13 protein-coding genes and 1 tRNA gene are annotated in these 15,069 nt (G+C 65.5%); 10 read left to right on the top strand and 4 right to left on the bottom strand.

Annotated elements, in window-relative coordinates:
• Window positions 1–8: 8 nt before the first annotated feature.
• The 7 genes from P2G67_RS15800 to P2G67_RS15770 all read left to right on the top strand — a co-directional run bounded on the left by P2G67_RS15800 (window position 9) and on the right by P2G67_RS15770 (window position 7,445).
• The gene (locus P2G67_RS15800) at window positions 9–1,475 is read left to right on the top strand and encodes an aldehyde dehydrogenase (RefSeq protein WP_275824269.1); all 1,467 of its coding nucleotides are present in this window, start codon (window positions 9–11) and stop codon (window positions 1,473–1,475) included.
• A gap of 34 nt (window positions 1,476–1,509) precedes the next feature.
• Window positions 1,510–2,520 carry an ABC transporter substrate-binding protein gene (locus P2G67_RS15795; protein WP_275824267.1) on the top strand — a complete coding sequence of 337 codons (1,011 nt, stop codon included), beginning with the start codon at window positions 1,510–1,512 and terminating at the stop codon, window positions 2,518–2,520.
• Window positions 2,521–2,586: 66 nt separating this feature from the next.
• On the top strand, window positions 2,587–3,435 hold the full coding sequence (locus P2G67_RS15790) for an ABC transporter permease (protein ID WP_275824265.1): 849 nt from the start codon (window positions 2,587–2,589) through the stop codon (window positions 3,433–3,435).
• Window positions 3,435–4,235 carry an ABC transporter permease gene (locus P2G67_RS15785; protein ID WP_275824263.1) on the top strand — a complete coding sequence of 267 codons (801 nt, stop codon included), beginning with the start codon at window positions 3,435–3,437 and terminating at the stop codon, window positions 4,233–4,235. The genes P2G67_RS15790 and P2G67_RS15785 overlap by 1 nt, the downstream gene beginning before the upstream one ends.
• Entirely contained in the window at window positions 4,232–5,317 is a 1,086-nt protein-coding gene (locus P2G67_RS15780) for an ABC transporter ATP-binding protein (RefSeq protein ID WP_275824261.1), read from the top strand. Before P2G67_RS15785 ends, P2G67_RS15780 begins: the two co-directional genes overlap by 4 nt.
• Window positions 5,318–5,552: 235 nt before the next feature.
• Window positions 5,553–6,989, top strand: a complete 1,437-nt coding sequence (locus tag P2G67_RS15775; RefSeq protein ID WP_275824259.1) for an AAA family ATPase — start codon at window positions 5,553–5,555, stop codon at window positions 6,987–6,989.
• Between the two features lie 90 nt (window positions 6,990–7,079).
• Complete coding sequence (locus P2G67_RS15770) at window positions 7,080–7,445, top strand: YbaN family protein (RefSeq protein ID WP_275824257.1); 366 nt, start codon at window positions 7,080–7,082, stop codon at window positions 7,443–7,445.
• A gap of 51 nt (window positions 7,446–7,496) precedes the next feature.
• On the opposite strand, the gene P2G67_RS15765 is transcribed toward P2G67_RS15770, so the two are convergent.
• On the bottom strand, window positions 7,497–8,195 hold the full coding sequence (locus P2G67_RS15765; RefSeq protein WP_275824255.1) for a Crp/Fnr family transcriptional regulator: 699 nt from the start codon (window positions 8,193–8,195) through the stop codon (window positions 7,497–7,499).
• Between the two features lie 172 nt (window positions 8,196–8,367).
• On the opposite strand from P2G67_RS15765, the gene P2G67_RS15760 reads away from it, so the two are divergent.
• Window positions 8,368–9,027: an alternative oxidase gene (locus P2G67_RS15760; protein WP_275824253.1), complete on the top strand. Its 660-nt coding sequence runs from the start codon at window positions 8,368–8,370 to the stop codon at window positions 9,025–9,027.
• Window positions 9,028–9,133: 106 nt separating this feature from the next.
• On the opposite strand, the gene P2G67_RS15755 is transcribed toward P2G67_RS15760, so the two are convergent.
• A complete protein-coding gene (locus P2G67_RS15755) occupies window positions 9,134–9,532 on the bottom strand; it encodes a GxxExxY protein (protein ID WP_275824251.1) in 399 nt (132 codons plus the stop codon).
• A 241-nt stretch (window positions 9,533–9,773) separates the two neighbouring features.
• Window positions 9,774–9,847 (bottom strand) — tRNA-Gln (locus P2G67_RS15750).
• A 290-nt stretch (window positions 9,848–10,137) separates the two neighbouring features.
• Between P2G67_RS15750 and acs the strand changes: the two genes are divergently transcribed.
• Together acs and P2G67_RS15740 are read left to right on the top strand one after the other, a co-directional pair.
• Complete coding sequence (gene acs, locus P2G67_RS15745; protein ID WP_275824249.1) at window positions 10,138–12,081, top strand: acetate--CoA ligase; 1,944 nt, start codon at window positions 10,138–10,140, stop codon at window positions 12,079–12,081.
• Window positions 12,082–12,160: 79 nt separating this feature from the next.
• Window positions 12,161–13,405 (top strand): bifunctional alpha/beta hydrolase/OsmC family protein, encoded by a 1,245-nt coding sequence (locus P2G67_RS15740; protein WP_275824247.1) that lies wholly within the window; start codon window positions 12,161–12,163, stop codon window positions 13,403–13,405.
• On the opposite strand, the gene P2G67_RS15735 is transcribed toward P2G67_RS15740, so the two are convergent.
• Window positions 13,397–14,833 carry a DNA recombination protein RmuC gene (locus tag P2G67_RS15735; protein WP_275824245.1) on the bottom strand — a complete coding sequence of 479 codons (1,437 nt, stop codon included), beginning with the start codon at window positions 14,831–14,833 and terminating at the stop codon, window positions 13,397–13,399. The genes P2G67_RS15740 and P2G67_RS15735 overlap by 9 nt on opposite strands.
• Window positions 14,834–15,069 lie beyond the last annotated feature (236 nt).

Raw genomic sequence — 15,069 nt, 5'->3', positions numbered from 1 at the left:
GGCCGGCCATGGAACGCTTCTCCCTCTACATCGACGGCTGTTTCGAAGCGGGGTCGGACGAGTTCTCGTCGCTCGACCCGGCCACGGAACAGCCCTGGGCCATCATGCCCGAAGCCAAGGCCGAGGATGTCGACCGCGCGGTCAAAGCCGCCCAGCGCGCCTTGGGCGATGCAGCCTGGGGCGGCCTGACCGCAAGCCAGCGCGGCAAGCTGCTCTATCGCCTGGCGGAACGGGTGGAGCAGGCGGCGCCGCGCCTGGCGGAGCTCGAGACCCGCGATACCGGCAAGATCATCCGCGAAACCCGCGCACAGATCGCCTATGTGGCCGAGTACTATCGCTACTACGCGGGCTTGGCCGACAAGATCGAGGGCGCGCACCTGCCCATCGACAAGCCCGACATGGAGGTCTGGCTGCGACGCGAGCCCCTGGGTGTCGTGGCGGCCGTCGTGCCCTGGAACAGCCAACTGTTCCTGTCCGCGGTCAAGCTGGGCCCTGCCCTGGCGGCCGGCTGCACGCTGGTGCTCAAGGCCTCCGAGGACGGCCCGGCGCCGCTGCTGGAATTCGCCCGTCTCGTCCACGAAGCTGGGTTTCCGCCCGGCGTGGTCAACGTGATCACCGGCTTCGGGCCGGAGTGCGGCGCGGTGCTGACCAGCCATCCCCTGGTCGACCACGTGGCCTTCACCGGCGGGCCCGAAACGGCACGCGCGGTGGTGCGTGGCTCGGCCGAAAACCTGGCCAGCACCTCACTGGAACTGGGCGGCAAGTCGCCCTTCATCGTCTTCGACGACGCCGACCTGGACAGCGCCGCCAATGCGCAGGTCGCCGGCATCTTTGCCGCCAGCGGCCAGAGCTGCGTCGCCGGTTCGCGCCTGCTGGTTCAGAACAGCGTCAAGGAGGCCCTGCTCGACCGACTGCGGCGCAAGGCCGAGGCCATCCGAATCGACAGGCCCAACGATCCCGCGACCGAGATGGGGCCACTGTGCACCGCGCGCCAGCGCGACACCATCGAGGCCGTCGTGGCGGAGTCGCTTGAGGCCGGAGCGGAGCGCGTCACCGGCGGCGAGCGCCTCGGCGAAACCGGCTACTACTATCGCCCGACAATACTCGATTGCAGCCGCGCGCAGAGCGCCGCCTGCATCGAGCGCGAGCTGTTCGGCCCGGTGCTCTCGGTGCTCGGTTTCGAGGATGAGGCGGAAGCTGTGGCCCTGGCCAACGGCACGCCCTACGGCCTTGCCGCCGGGCTTTTCACCCGCGATCTGACCCGCGCGCACCGGATGATCCGGGCCCTGCGCGCCGGTGTGGTCTGGGTGAATGGTTATCGCGCCGTGTCCCCCATCGCCCCCTTCGGCGGATCGGGCCTCTCGGGCCACGGCCGGGAAGGCGGGCTGGCCGCAGCCCTCGACTACACCCGCATCAAGACGGTATGGCTGCGTACCAGCGATGCGCCCATACCCGACCCCTTCGTCATGGGGTGATTGCCACCAACATCGCACATCAGGGAGAGTGGAAATGAAGTCTCGCATCTTTGCATTGGCCGCCGCCGGGCTGCTGGCCAGCCAGGCCGCCGCCGCCGAGGACATGGTCTTCACCAGCTGGGGCGGCACCACCCAGGACGCACAGGCCGAGGCCTGGGCCGAGCCTTTCACCGCGGAAAGCGGGATCAACATCATACAGGACGGGCCGACCGACTACGGCAAGCTGAAGGCCATGGTGGAGGCCGGAAACGTGGCCTGGGACGTGGTCGACGTGGAGTTCGACTATGCGCTGCAGGCCAGCAACCAGGGCCTGCTCGAGCCGCTTGATTTCGACGTGATCGACCGTGAGTCCCTGGACCCGCGCTTCACCTCCGACTACGCGGTGGGCAGCTTCTACTATTCCTTCGTGCTGGGCTACAATCCGGCCCACTTCTCCGGTGATGCGCCGGAAAGCCTTTCCGACCTCTTCGACCTTGAGGCCTTCCCCGGCAAGCGCACCTTCTACAAGTGGTCGGCGCCCGGCGTGATCGAAGCAGCACTCCTGGCCGACGGCGTTCCGGCCGATGAGCTTTATCCGCTCGACCTGGACCGCGCCTTCGCCAAGCTCGACACGATCAAATCCGAGATCATCTGGTGGGCCGGCGGCGCCCAGTCGCAGCAGCTTCTGGCCTCCGGCGAGGCGCCCATCGGCTTCTTCTGGAACGGCCGGCTGACCGCGCTCCAGGACGACGGCATGGATGTCGGCATCTCCTGGGACCACAACATCACCGCCGCCGACGCCCTGGTGGTGCCCAAGGGTGCGCCCAACAAGGAAGCCGCCATGGCCTACATCGCTCACGCGACCTCCGCCGAGGCCCAGGCCGAGTTTGCCCGTCTCTCCAGCTACGCGCCGATTAACCTGGGCTCGCCGGAGCTGATGGACAGCGAGATTCGCGCCACCCTCCCCGACGCCCAGACCGCCGTGCAGGTGAATGCCGACATGGCCTATTGGGCCGAACACCGCGATGAGATCGGCAATCGCTGGTACGCCTGGCAGGCCGAATAATAGCACCAGCCTCCGGGTCCCGTCCCTCCCGGTTGGGGGCGGGACCCGTCTTGCGAAGGGTCCTCCATGAGTTCGACGTTCGCCCTCGCCCGGCCCCGCATGCGCAAAGGCACCGGCATGATCCTGCCGGCGCTGGTGCTGCTGCTTGCCTTCTTCGTGGTGCCGGTCGCGCTGCTGCTCAGCCGCTCGGTTACCGAGCCGGAGCTGGGGTTGCAGAACTATCGCGAACTTCTGGCCAGTGGCACCTACGCCAAGATCTTCTTCAACACCTTCCTCGTTGCCGGGCTGGTCACGCTGATCACGGCGCTGCTGGCTTTTCCGGTGGCCTGGGCGCTGGTCATCATGCCGCGCCTCTTGGCCGGACTGCTGTTCGCCATCGTACTGCTGTCCATGTGGACCAATCTGCTGGCGCGCACCTACGCCTGGATGGTGTTGCTGCAGCAGACGGGGCTGATCAACCGCACCTTGATGCAGTTCGGCTTGACCAGTGAGCCCATCCCCCTGGTCAACAACCTCACCGGGGTCACCATCGGCATGGTCTACATCATGCTGCCCTTCATGGTGCTGCCCATCTACGGCGTCATCCGAAAGATCGATCCGGCCATCCTGCAGGCCGCCGCGCTCTGCGGCGCGACCCGGCTGCAGGCTCTCGGACGGGTGCTGCTGCCGCTGGCCGTGCCGGGCATCGCGTCGGGCGCGCTCATGGTCTTCGTCATGTCGCTCGGCTACTTCGTGACACCGGCACTGCTGGGCGGCACGTCCAATATGATGCTGGCCGAAATGATCGCCCAGCAGGTGCAATCCCTGGTCAACTGGGGCCTGGGCGGGGCTGCGGCCTTCATCCTTCTTGTGGTCACGCTCAGCCTCTATGCGCTGCAGCTGCGGCTGATCGGCGAGCCGAAGGGAACCGCCTGATGCTCCTTACCTTCGAGAAGATGGGCGCCTGGCGCTGGGGTCTGGGGCTGATCTGCGCATTGGTCGCGCTCTTCCTGCTGCTGCCCATCGTCTTCATCATCGCGCTGTCCTTCGGCGACTCGCGCTGGCTGATCTTCCCGCCGCCGGGCTGGACCCTGCGCTGGTACGAGGAACTCTTTGCCGACCCGCGCTGGATCGAATCCGCTCTTACCTCAGCAAAAATCGGGCTGATCGTGACCGTCTTTTCTGTGGCGCTGGGATTGCTGGCCTCCATCGGCCTGGTGCGCGGACGCTTCAAGGGCAAGGCAGTGCTGCGTACCTTCTTCCTTACACCGATGGTGTTGCCGGTGGTGATTCTGGCGGTCGCGCTTTATGCGCTTTTCCTGCGCATCGGCTTGAGCGGCACGCTGGTCGGCTTCGTCATCGCCCATGTGGTCATCGCCCTGCCCTTCTCGATCATCGCCATTTCCGGCGCACTGGAGACCTTCGATCCGGCGATCGAGGATGCGGCGGTGGTCTGCGGCGCTTCGCCCTGGGAAGCGCGCCTGCGCGTCACCTTGCCTGCCATCAGCCACGGGCTCTTCTCGGCCGCGATCTTCTCTTTCCTCATCTCCTGGGACGAGGTGGTGATCGCGATCTTCATGGCCAGTCCGACCCTACAGACCCTGCCAGTGCGCATCTGGGGCACGCTGCGCCAAGACCTGACCCCAGTGATCGCCGCCGCCTCCACCCTGCTCGTGGCCCTGACGATCTTGCTGATGCTGGCCGCCGCCCTTCTGCGCAAAGGAAAGAAAGCATGACGGCTCCCTACCTGCATTTTCAGGCGGTGCGGAAAACCTACGGCGACGTCGTGGCGGCTGACCGGGTCGACCTGGAGGTGCCGAAAGGCGAGTTCATGACCTTTCTCGGGCCCTCGGGCTCAGGCAAGAGCACGACGCTCTACATCCTAGCCGGTTTCCAGGAGCCCACCTCCGGCGACATCCAGCTGGGTGGCCGCTCGATCCTCCCCGTGCCCTCGCACAAGCGCAACATCGGCATGGTCTTCCAGCGCTATACGCTCTTCCCGCATCTCAGCGTGCGCGAGAACGTCGCCTTTCCGCTGCGCGTGCGCCGCCAGTCGCAGGCCGAGATCACCCAGAAAGTGGGCCGCGCCTTGGAACTGGTGCGTCTGCAGGAGTTCGAGGAGCGCATGCCGGCGCAGCTTTCCGGCGGGCAGCAGCAGCGTGTGGCCCTGGCGCGTGCCCTGGTCTATGACCCGCCCGTGCTGCTCATGGACGAACCACTCTCCGCCCTGGACAAGAAGCTGCGCGAGGAGATCCAGCTCGAGATCCGGCGTATCCATCAGGAAACGGGCGTCACGATCCTCTACGTCACCCACGATCAGGAGGAGGCGCTGCGGCTGTCCGATCGGATCGCTGTCTTCAACGCCGGCCGGATCGAGCAGGTGGGCAGCGGCCAGCACCTTTACGACCAGCCCGCCACCCGCTTCGTCGCCGACTTCATCGGCGACAGCGCCTTCCTCAGCGCTGAGATCGAGTCCGTGCAGGGAGGGCAGGCGGCGATGCGCTTTCCCGACGGCACCCGTCTGGGGGCGGTGCCCCTGCACGGCGCCGGCGCTCCGGGCCAGAAGGCGGAGTTGCTGCTCAGGCCGGAGCGCATTGGTCTCAGCGAAACCGGAAGCGGCGAGACCGCAGCTCTGGAAGTCACGATCACTGACGTCACCTTCCTTGGCAGCAGCACCGACGTCCGCGCCGAGACCGCCTGGGGTGAAGGCCTCTTTGTGCGCCTGCCCTTCTCCGATCCCCTGTCCCAGTCTGTGCGCCGCGGGCAGCGGCTCTGGGTCTCCTGGGAGGCCAACGGAGCGCATCTCTTCGCCGCTTGATTAGGCCGATTCAATCTGACCCGACAATCAAGAGATGCATTCTTCTTGACTTGTCCCCCATGTCGTGAGATAAGCGCGCCATGCTTATGCACCACTTCATTATAGGCAGCAGACGCTAACCACCCTCTTGGGGCCGGTGGCGTGTGTGTTGGCGTACGGAGGTCCGACGTCGACGAGAGCCTTGATGAAGACCTGCCGAGCCGGACGGCTCGAGGCAAACAGTGGTGATCTGTGCATGAGCGAATCCAACCAGACTGAACAATCTCCCGTCCACGCCCGCTTCGCGGCGATCCAACGTATCAAGGCGGACTTGGCGCTCTGGCGCGACGAAGGTGCCGACCTTGCCACCTCCTCCAAGCGGGAAGCGGCCCTTTCCGCATTCCGGCTGCAGTCCCGGCGCCATCTGCCGAGCCATCTCGAGCCCCTGGTCGAGAAGCCCGAATGGACGCCCGAGGAACGCTTGGCCATCCTGATGGAATTGGCCCATGCGCCCTTGGACCTGCGCGGCACCTGGGCCGCACTGCACGCGGAGGAGGATTGCGAGATCATGCCTCTGTGCCTTCAGGCCTGCACTGAAGAGCTGGCCCGAGACAGGGAGCTGGAAGAAAAGGAAGGGGAGGGAGAGGAGTGCTTCCTCTCCCGCTACCGCCCTCAGTCCGCCGTGCAGTACAGCTTTGGCCGGCTCGACGCCGAGGACTCGGAAGCACTTGCCGCCACGCTGACCCACGCGGTGCGAATCGCGCGCCTGGGGCCGGACAAGGCTGCCCGCTTCGAGCCGCAGACGCTGCGCATCCTCCCCACCATCGGCGACGCTGACAGCTCCGAGGGCCGGCGCATCGTCAGGACCTATGCAGGACTGGCCGAGCCCTTGCCACTGTGCGGGTCGCAAGTGGTGGAAAACCACCGTTCCGCCGGGGAGGCCTTGCGGCTCGAGTTTCCCTGGCTGGAGACGGCAGTGTCCCGCGTGGTCGACGAACTGGCACTCATGACTTACACGGGCCAACCCTGGTTCCGCCTCCAGCCGCTGTTGCTGGTTGGCCCGCCCGGTGCCGGCAAGACGCGCTTCGCCCAACGGCTGGCGCAGCTTGCACAGGTGGGCTTCGCCGGCATCTCGGTCGCCGGATCCACGGACAACCGCAGCCTCATGGGCACGGCGCGTGGCTGGGCAGGCGCTCAGCCGGCCCTACCTCTGTTGACCATGCTGCAGAGCAACTGCGCCAACCCGTTGTGTCTCGTGGACGAGGTGGAAAAGGGGACGGTGAACTCGCACAACGGCAGTGTGGTCAATGCCCTTCACACCTTCCTGGAGCCGCAGTCAGCCGCCAGCTTCCACGATGAATGCTTGCTGGCCGCTTGCGACCTCTCTCAGGTGAGCTGGGTTCTCACGGCCAACAGCCTGAAAGGCCTGCCCGATTCGCTGCTGTCTCGCCTGTCTGTCGTTCAAGTCGCGGCACCAGGCCCGGCCGATTTCGACGCGCTCTACCACAGCATCCAGCGCGATCTGGCCAGCGAGTTGCGCTGCAGCCTGGCGGAACTGCCGGACATTCTCCCCGCCGCACGGGAGAGCCTCCGGGCCGGTTTCACCGCCCATGGCGACGTGCGGCGCCTCAAGCGCGCGATGCGGGGTGCGATCTCGACCGTCGCCGACATCGCGCCGCGCGCCCTGCACTGACCGGGATTGGCTTGATTTCTTCGCTCGGGGCACGGAAGTCTGACGGTTCCAGGCGCCAGCGGGGCGCCGCGGGACCGGAGGACAAGGGTCGTGCCGTTGCGGCTGCTCTGGCTGCTGTTCGGACTGGCCGCCACGGCCACGGGGCTGGTGGGCGCGGTGCTGCCGCTGCTGCCCACCACGCCCTTTCTGCTGCTGGCCGTCTTCGCCTTCGCGCGCAGTTCACCGCGGCTCCACAGCTGGCTGCTGGACCACCCGCACTTCGGCCCGCTGATCTATAACTGGCAGCAACACGGCGGCATCGACCGCCGCAGCAAGCGGATTGCGGTTGCTGTGATGATAGGAACCTTCGCGCTTTCCTGGGCGCTGGGGGTCTCCGGCACAGTGCTGATCATCCAGGCGCTGGTCCTGAACTGCGCCGCACTCTTCGTCCTCACCCGACCCGATGGAGGCGCATGAGCATCGCGCCAGGCCTTCGCTTCCCAGAACTTCGCTTCCCGGTCCTTCACTTCAGGGAGCGGTCTCGGCGATCACGGTCAGGGCTTCCGGCCGGCAGAGGATGACGCGGCGGCGCCCGCTCATCACCAATCCGTCCTTTTCCCAGCCGCTGAGCGTGCGGCTGACGGTGTGCAGCGTGGTCCCGGCCATCTCGGCCAGGTCTTGGCGCGAGAGGGGGAAGGCGATCTCGATGCCATGGGCCGTGCGCCGCCCTGCCTGACTGCCCAGGCGCAGGATCGTGCGCGCCAGGCGCCGCTCAACGCTTTCGGTGGAGAGTTCGCGCAGCCGCAGCTGGGTCTCGCGGTAGCGGTTTCCCAGCACCGATAGGGCATTGAGCGCGACCTGCGGGAAGCGCTCCAACAAGCGGCGGATCGCGCCCTTCGAAAGGCCGATCACATGGCTGTCGTCCACCGCCGCAACGGTTCCCGGATAGGTCGCGCTGTCATCCAGCGCCGCGTAGCCCGCGATCTCTCCCGGTCCCAGATAGCGGATGATGACCTGGTTGCCCTCCGCCGTGGTCTGCAGCGCCCGCAGGCGCCCCACGACCACGATGTAGAGTGTGCTCACGGGCTCATCCTGGTGAAACAGGACATCACCCTTGCCGACCCGCTTGCGCGACGAGGAGCGGCGCACCTCGTCAAGCGCCTCGCGCGGGAGCGCCCGGAAAAGCTCCGTCCGGGCCAGGATGTCGAGATCGGTTTCCCGGTCCATGAGCGCGGTCCGGCTCCTGCTCTTCCCGGTGTACCCTGAGCCTGCCTGTGCCACCGGATTGCGCGAAGTGGAATTTTAGGCGCTTACCGGCACGATAGAAAGCCGGGAAAGCGGCTGTCCCCGCCAGGGTCGATCTGCAATAATGCCCCGCACCTCACGAGCTTTCGCGCCGATGCTGGACGTCGACAAGACCGATCTCCACCGCCACCACCTCCCCCAGAGCGTCTCCGATCGTTTCGCCTTGGGTGTGGTGCGCGCGCTTTATGGCGTGGCCGGGCGACTGTTCCCCCGGCGCTATCGCCACCGCACCATCGTGTTGGAGACCGTGGCTGCGGTGCCGGGCATGGTCGCCGCGACCCTGCTGCACCTCAAGTGCCTGCGGCGCATGATCGACGACCGCGGATGGGTCCGCGCGATGATGGACGAGGCGGAAAACCAGCGCACGCACCTCATGGTCTTCGTCGCGATCGACCGGCCCAATCTGGCCGAACGCCTGCTGGTCCTGCTCGCGCAAGGGCTGTTCTACAACACGCACTTCCTGGTCTATCTGCTCTCGCCGCGCACCGCGCACCGGATCGCGGGCTATCTGGCCGAGGAAGCCGCACGGGGCTACGGCCAGTACCTCGCCGAGCTGCGGGCCGGCGAGCACGAGGACCCGCCGGCGCCAGCGCTGGCGATCGCCTACTGGAACCTGCCGCCCGAGGCCCGCCTGAGCGAGGCCGTCCAGGCCATGCAGGAAGACGAGACCATCCACCGCGACATCAACCACGCCTTCGCCACCGCCCTGGCCAAAGGCCGCGATCTACCCGCCCCGCCGCAGCCTCTGTTGTAGAAGGGTTTTCGCGACACGAAGGGCACGAAGAATCGCACGAAGTACACCAGATTCTTCCTGGTGAACTTCGTGAAGTCCTTGGTGCCCTTCGTGTCCAATCACGGTTTCACAGCACCATCCGCTTCATGCCTTGCTTCACCAGCGGGACATTGAAATTGATCAGGAATCCGAGCCGCAGACCCGACAGCCGCAGGTAAGTTAGCAACTGCGCCTCGTGCAGCGCACCCAGCATCTCTACGGCCTTGGTCTCCACGATCACGGCGTCGTTCACCAGCAGATCAAGGCGGTATCCGGCCTCGATTTCGACCTCCTCGTAGCGCAACGGCAGAATGCGCTGCCGTGCCACGGCGCACCCGCGCCGCTCCAGTTCCCAGGCCAGGCAAGCCTCATAGGCCGATTCCAGCAAACCCGGTCCCAGCGCCCGATGCACGGCAAGCGCCGCATCGACAACCGTTCGCCCCGTAGCCTCCGCGCGCTCAGGCACGGGCTCATAGTGCTGATTCATGCGCCCCATCGTCCCTCCCGATGTAGGCCTATATTGCTCGACACGAAGGGCACAAAGACTGCACGAAGTGCACAAAGTTCTTCCTGGTGAACTTCGTGAACCCCTTGGTGACCTTCGTGTTATCACACGGCATATCTACCATATTTTCTATTTTGAATAATTTGAATAGAATATGGTTACTGCGCTACCTCGCATGGGCTGCGGGAGTCCGTCAGATAAATCGAATTGTGGGGAGGGATGCTGGCTGGGGCGCCTGGATTCGAACCAGGGATCGCGAGACCAAAACCCGCTGCCTTACCACTTGGCTACGCCCCAATTCGGCCGCTCTCGGCCGTATGCGGCGCACTTTAGCGTCGGGGACCGGGCTGCGCAACGGCTTGCATGGCCGCCGAACTGCAGCCCCTTTGCGGGCATTTGGCGCGCAAAGGGGCGGACTTTCCGCCCCCGGTTGTCTGGAGCGGCCAAAAGGGCTTTAATCCACGCAAAAGCGGCGGAGCCGGGAAGTAAGGACTGTCCCGGCCGTGGGTCGGGCTTAGGGCGTGCAGACGCTCGGGTGCCACGCGACCGCCCGTGCCAACCAGTCAACAGAGGGAGCGTCTTCGGTTATGTCGCAGTCTTCGATCATCCCCGTTCGTCCGGAAATCGCTGAGAAGGCCTGGCTGGACGAGGCCGGCTACCACAAGCTGTACCAACAATCTGTTGCCGATCCCGAGGGCTTCTGGGCCGAGCAGGGCAAGCGCATCCACTGGTTCAAGCCCTACAGCCAGGTGAAGGATGTCTCCTTCGCACCAGAGGATGTCCACATTCGCTGGTTCCACGACGGCACGACCAACGCCTCTTACAACTGCACCGATCGCCACCTGGCGACCAAGAAGGACGACACGGCCATCATCTGGGAGGGCGACGACCCTTCCGAGCACAAGCACATCTCTTACGGCGAGCTCCACGAGGAGGTCTGCCGCTTGGCCAACGCCATGAAGGCCAACGGCGTCAAGAAGGGCGACCGCGTCACCATCTACCTGCCGATGATCCCGGAAGCGGCCTATGCTATGCTGGCCTGCGCGCGCATCGGCGCCATCCATTCCGTGGTCTTCGGCGGATTTTCCCCGGACGCGCTGGCCGGCCGCATCCAAGACTGTGAGAGTGCCTTCGTCATCACCGCCGACGAGGGCGTGCGCGGCGGCCGCAAGATCCCGCTCAAGGCCAACACCGACAAGGCACTGGCCTCCTGCCCCAACGTGCAGAAGGTACTGGTGGTCCGCCGCACCGGCGGGCGCATCGAATGGAGCGAGGGTCGCGACCTCTGGTACCACGAGGAATGCGCCAAGGTCTCCGACGATTGCCCGGCCGAAGAGATGAATGCGGAGGACCCGCTGTTCATCCTCTACACCTCCGGCTCGACCGGAAAGCCGAAGGGAGTGCTGCACACCACCGGCGGCTATCTGGTCTACGCCGCCATGACGCATCAGTATGTCTTCGACTATCACGATGGCGAGATCTACTGGTGCACCGCGGATGTGGGTTGGGTCACGGGTCACAGCTATATCGTCTACGGGCCTCTGGCCAACGGTGCGACGACGCTGATGTTCGAGGGCGTGCCAAACTATCCCGACGCCTCGCGCTTCTGGCAGGTCTGCGACAAGCACAAGGTCAGTATCTTTTATACTGCCCCAACCGCCATCCGCGCGCTGATGCGCGAAGGCGAAGCGCCGGTGAAGCGCACGAAGCGCGACTCCTTACGCATCCTCGGCACGGTGGGCGAGCCGATCAATCCGGAGGCCTGGCTCTGGTATCATCGGGTCGTGGGCGACGAGCGCTGCCCCATCGTCGATACCTGGTGGCAGACCGAGACCGGCGGTATCCTGATCAGCCCGCTGCCCGGCGCCATTGACACCAAACCCGGCTCCGCCACCCTGCCCTTCTTCGGGGTGAAGCCGGTGATCGTCGACGCCGACGGTAAGCATCTGGAAGGCGCCTGCGAAGGCAACCTCTGCATCGCCGACTCCTGGCCGGGTCAGATGCGCACGGTCTTCGGCGACCACGAGCGCTTCGTGCAGACCTACTTCTCCGCATATCCGGGGCGCTACTTCAGCGGAGACGGCTGCCGCCGGGACGAGGACGGTTATTACTGGATCACCGGGCGTGTGGACGACGTGATCAATGTCTCCGGCCACCGCATGGGCACCGCTGAGGTGGAGTCCGCGCTGGTGGCACATGCGAAAGTGGCTGAAGCTGCAGTGGTGGGTTACCCTCACGACATCAAGGGCCAGGGCATCTATGCCTATGTCACCCTGGTCGCCGGGGAAGAGCCCAGCGAAGAATTGCGCAAGGAACTGGTGCAGTGGGTGCGCAAGGAGATCGGGCCGATCGCTTCACCCGACCTGATCCAGTGGGCACCGGGCCTGCCCAAGACCCGTTCGGGCAAGATCATGCGCCGTATTTTGCGCAAGATCGCCGAGAACGATTACGGTAACCTTGGCGACACTTCGACTCTGGCCGATCCCGGCGTGGTCGACGATCTGGTCGGCAACCGTATGAACCGGAGCTGATCGGGCGGCCGCATTCGGAGAGGCTGGGACATGCTTATGCCCGGCCCTCCATCCCCTGCTTCCCAAATGAGGAGCGGCCATGCCCTACCGCAGTGAACGCATTGAATTTCCCGGAAGCCAGGGTCATAACCTTGCTGCCCGCCTGGATTGGCCCGCCGGCCGGATCCGAGCCTTTGCGCTGTTTGCGCATTGCTTCACCTGCGGCAAGGACCTCAAGGGACCACGGGCCCTGGCCCGCAGTCTGGCCGCCCGTGGCATCGCCGTGCTGCGCTTCGACTTTACCGGCCTGGGCCACAGCGAGGGCGAGTTCGCCAACACGCACTTCACCTCCAATGTGGAGGACATCGTCGCGGCCGCCGACTATCTGCGCCAGGAGCACAGTGCGCCGGGCCTGCTGATCGGCCACAGTTTTGGTGGCACCGCCGTGCTGGCGGCAGCAGGGCAGATCCCGGAAGTGCAAGCAATCGCCACGCTGGGCGCACCGGCCGAGCCGACTGCCATCACGCGGCATTTCACCTCCGCAATCGGAGATATCGAGAGCCAGGGCGAGGCAGAGGTCCAACTGGCGGGCCGGGCGTTTCGAATCCGCGACAGCTTCCTGAATGATGTCAAAGATCACCGCCTGGATGAGGCCATTTCCCGTCTGGGCCGCGCCCTTTTGGTGCTGCACGCGCCAAGAGATGAAATTGTCGACATCGACAATGCCAGCCGGATTTTCCTGGCGGCCAAGCACCCCAAGTCCTTCGTCTCCCTGGACGACGCCGACCACCTTCTGAGTCGTAGCCGGGACGCCACCTATGCCGCAGAGGTGGTCGCAGCCTGGGCCAGCCGCTACCTGCCGGAGAGCGAGCCGACGCAGAAGAACAGTTTCCAGGGCGTCATCGTGCGCGAAAGCGGCCGCGGCGCGTTGGAGCAGGACATTGAGGCCGGCCAGCATCGCCTCATCGCGGACGAGCCGCCTGAGGTGGGCGGAGGCGATGCCGGGCCGGACCCCTACGCCTATCTGCTGGCGGCGTTGGGCGCCTGCACATCCATGACTCTGCGCCTCTATGCCGATCACAAGAAATGGCCGCTCGAGCAGGCCAGTGTCCGCCTGACCCACCGCAAGGTTCACGCCAAGGATTGCGAGGACTGCGAAACGCGCGACGGCAAGGTCGACTGGATCGAGCGGAGCCTTGTTCTCAAAGGCTCACGCCTGAGCGGCGATCAACGCAAACGCCTGGTCGAGATCGCCGAGCGCTGCCCGGTGCACCGCACGTTGCATTCGGAGGTGCGGGTGGACACCAAGCTGATAGAGCATTCCGAGGAGCAAGGGTCATCCTGAGCGCGTCGACGTCAGGTTCTCCTGCTCCTCCTGTTCGGCAAACTCGAGGTCGCGCCCGCGCACCGCTTCACGAACATCGGTGAGCACCGGCGGCGACTCCTCGATCTCGCCGTGGGCATGGCCCAACCCCAAGTCGTTGAAGCGCCGGGCCTGCGGCAACACCGTCCCCTCCAGCGTGCCCACCAGATCATTGTGCCGCCGAACCGTCGTTTCCAGCGCCTTCGTGAGCGAGGAAAGGCGATCCCCCAGACGTACCAGGCGCTTGTAGAGCTCTTCACCCAGCGTCATGACCTGCTGCGCATCCTGGGAGACCCGCTCCTGTCGCCAGCCATAGGCAATGGCCTTGGCCAGGGCCAGGAAGGTGGTGGGGGTCGCAATGATCACATGCTGCGAATAGGCTTCCTCGAAGAGGTTGGGATCACGCTCGATCGCCGCCGCATAGAGGTTGTCGCCGGGCACGAACATGACGACGAAGTCCGGCGTGTCCTCGAGCGCATCCCAGTAGCGCTTGTCCCCCAGTTGGCGGGCGTGGGTGCGCAGTTGCCGGGCATGCTCGCGCAGCAGGCGCTCGCGCTCCGCATCATCGACCGCCTCGAGGGCTTCCAGATAGGCGGACATGGAGGTCTTGGCATCCACCACGATGCGACGGCCACCGGGCAGACGCAGCACCACGTCGGGCCTGAGCGGCCCGTCCGAAGTGGCAACGTGGTGCTCGGTGGTGAAGTCGACGTACTCCATCATGCCGGCCATCTCGAGCACGGTGCGCAGCTGCTGCTCACCCCAGCGCCCTCGGGTCTTCGGCGCGGCCCGCAGCGCGTTCACCAGCGTCCCCGTGGTGTGCTGCAGCTTGGCGTGAGACTCGGCCACCTGGCGCAACTGCTCACCGATGCGCCCCTCGTCACGCTTGCGTGCCTGTTCGGTGGCGGCCAGCTTTTCCTGATAGGCCTTGAGAGCCTCGCCCACCGGCTTGACCAGGGACTCCAGGCCGCTGCGGCTTTCCTTTTGCTGCGCCTCGAAGACCTCACGCGCCCGCTTGAGGAAGGCATCCGAGGTGTCCTTGAGCAGGCTCTGGGACAACAGCTTCAGATCCTTCTCGATCTGTCCCCGGACCGAAGACAGCTCCTGGAGCTTCTGTTCGTGCGCCTGACGTTCCTTCTCCAGCGTCACTCCCAGACGCTCGTTCTCGCGCAAGGCGTTGTTACGCTCTTCGCGCAGCGCGTCGCGCTCTTCCTCCGCCCGGACGAGCCGTGTTGCCGGTTCGCGCAAGGCAAAAGCCTCCTCCCGGTAGGGGGCCAGTTCCTCGATCTGCTGACGCAGCAAGGCCTCCCTGGCCTGCGCGCCCTTGCGCAACAGGAGGTGGGTCAAAAAAGCACCGAGCAAAGCGCCCGCGAGAACGGCCGCAACGACGGCGAACAAAATGGGGTCCATACCAAGCTCCTGACCGCGGCATGAAACCCGGAAGGCGGGCGCCCCTTGCTGCGCTGTTCCGGTGCCGCGCCCCAGCAATAGACGATTCGCCGCGCCGGCGCCATGTAGGTTGCTGGCTTTCACGACCTTAGCGTGAAACCACACACAGCAGGCAAAACCGAAACCCGGAATTGCCGCACCCCGTCGTTGCTGCCGGATTATCACACTTGTTGAACGGCGCGGCGTTGAACCGACGC

This window comes from Aquibaculum arenosum (assembly GCF_029222965.1).
Lineage (GTDB): Bacteria > Pseudomonadota > Alphaproteobacteria > Kiloniellales > DSM-21159 > Aquibaculum > Aquibaculum arenosum.
This window is presented reverse-complemented; position numbering and strand designations above follow the sequence as displayed.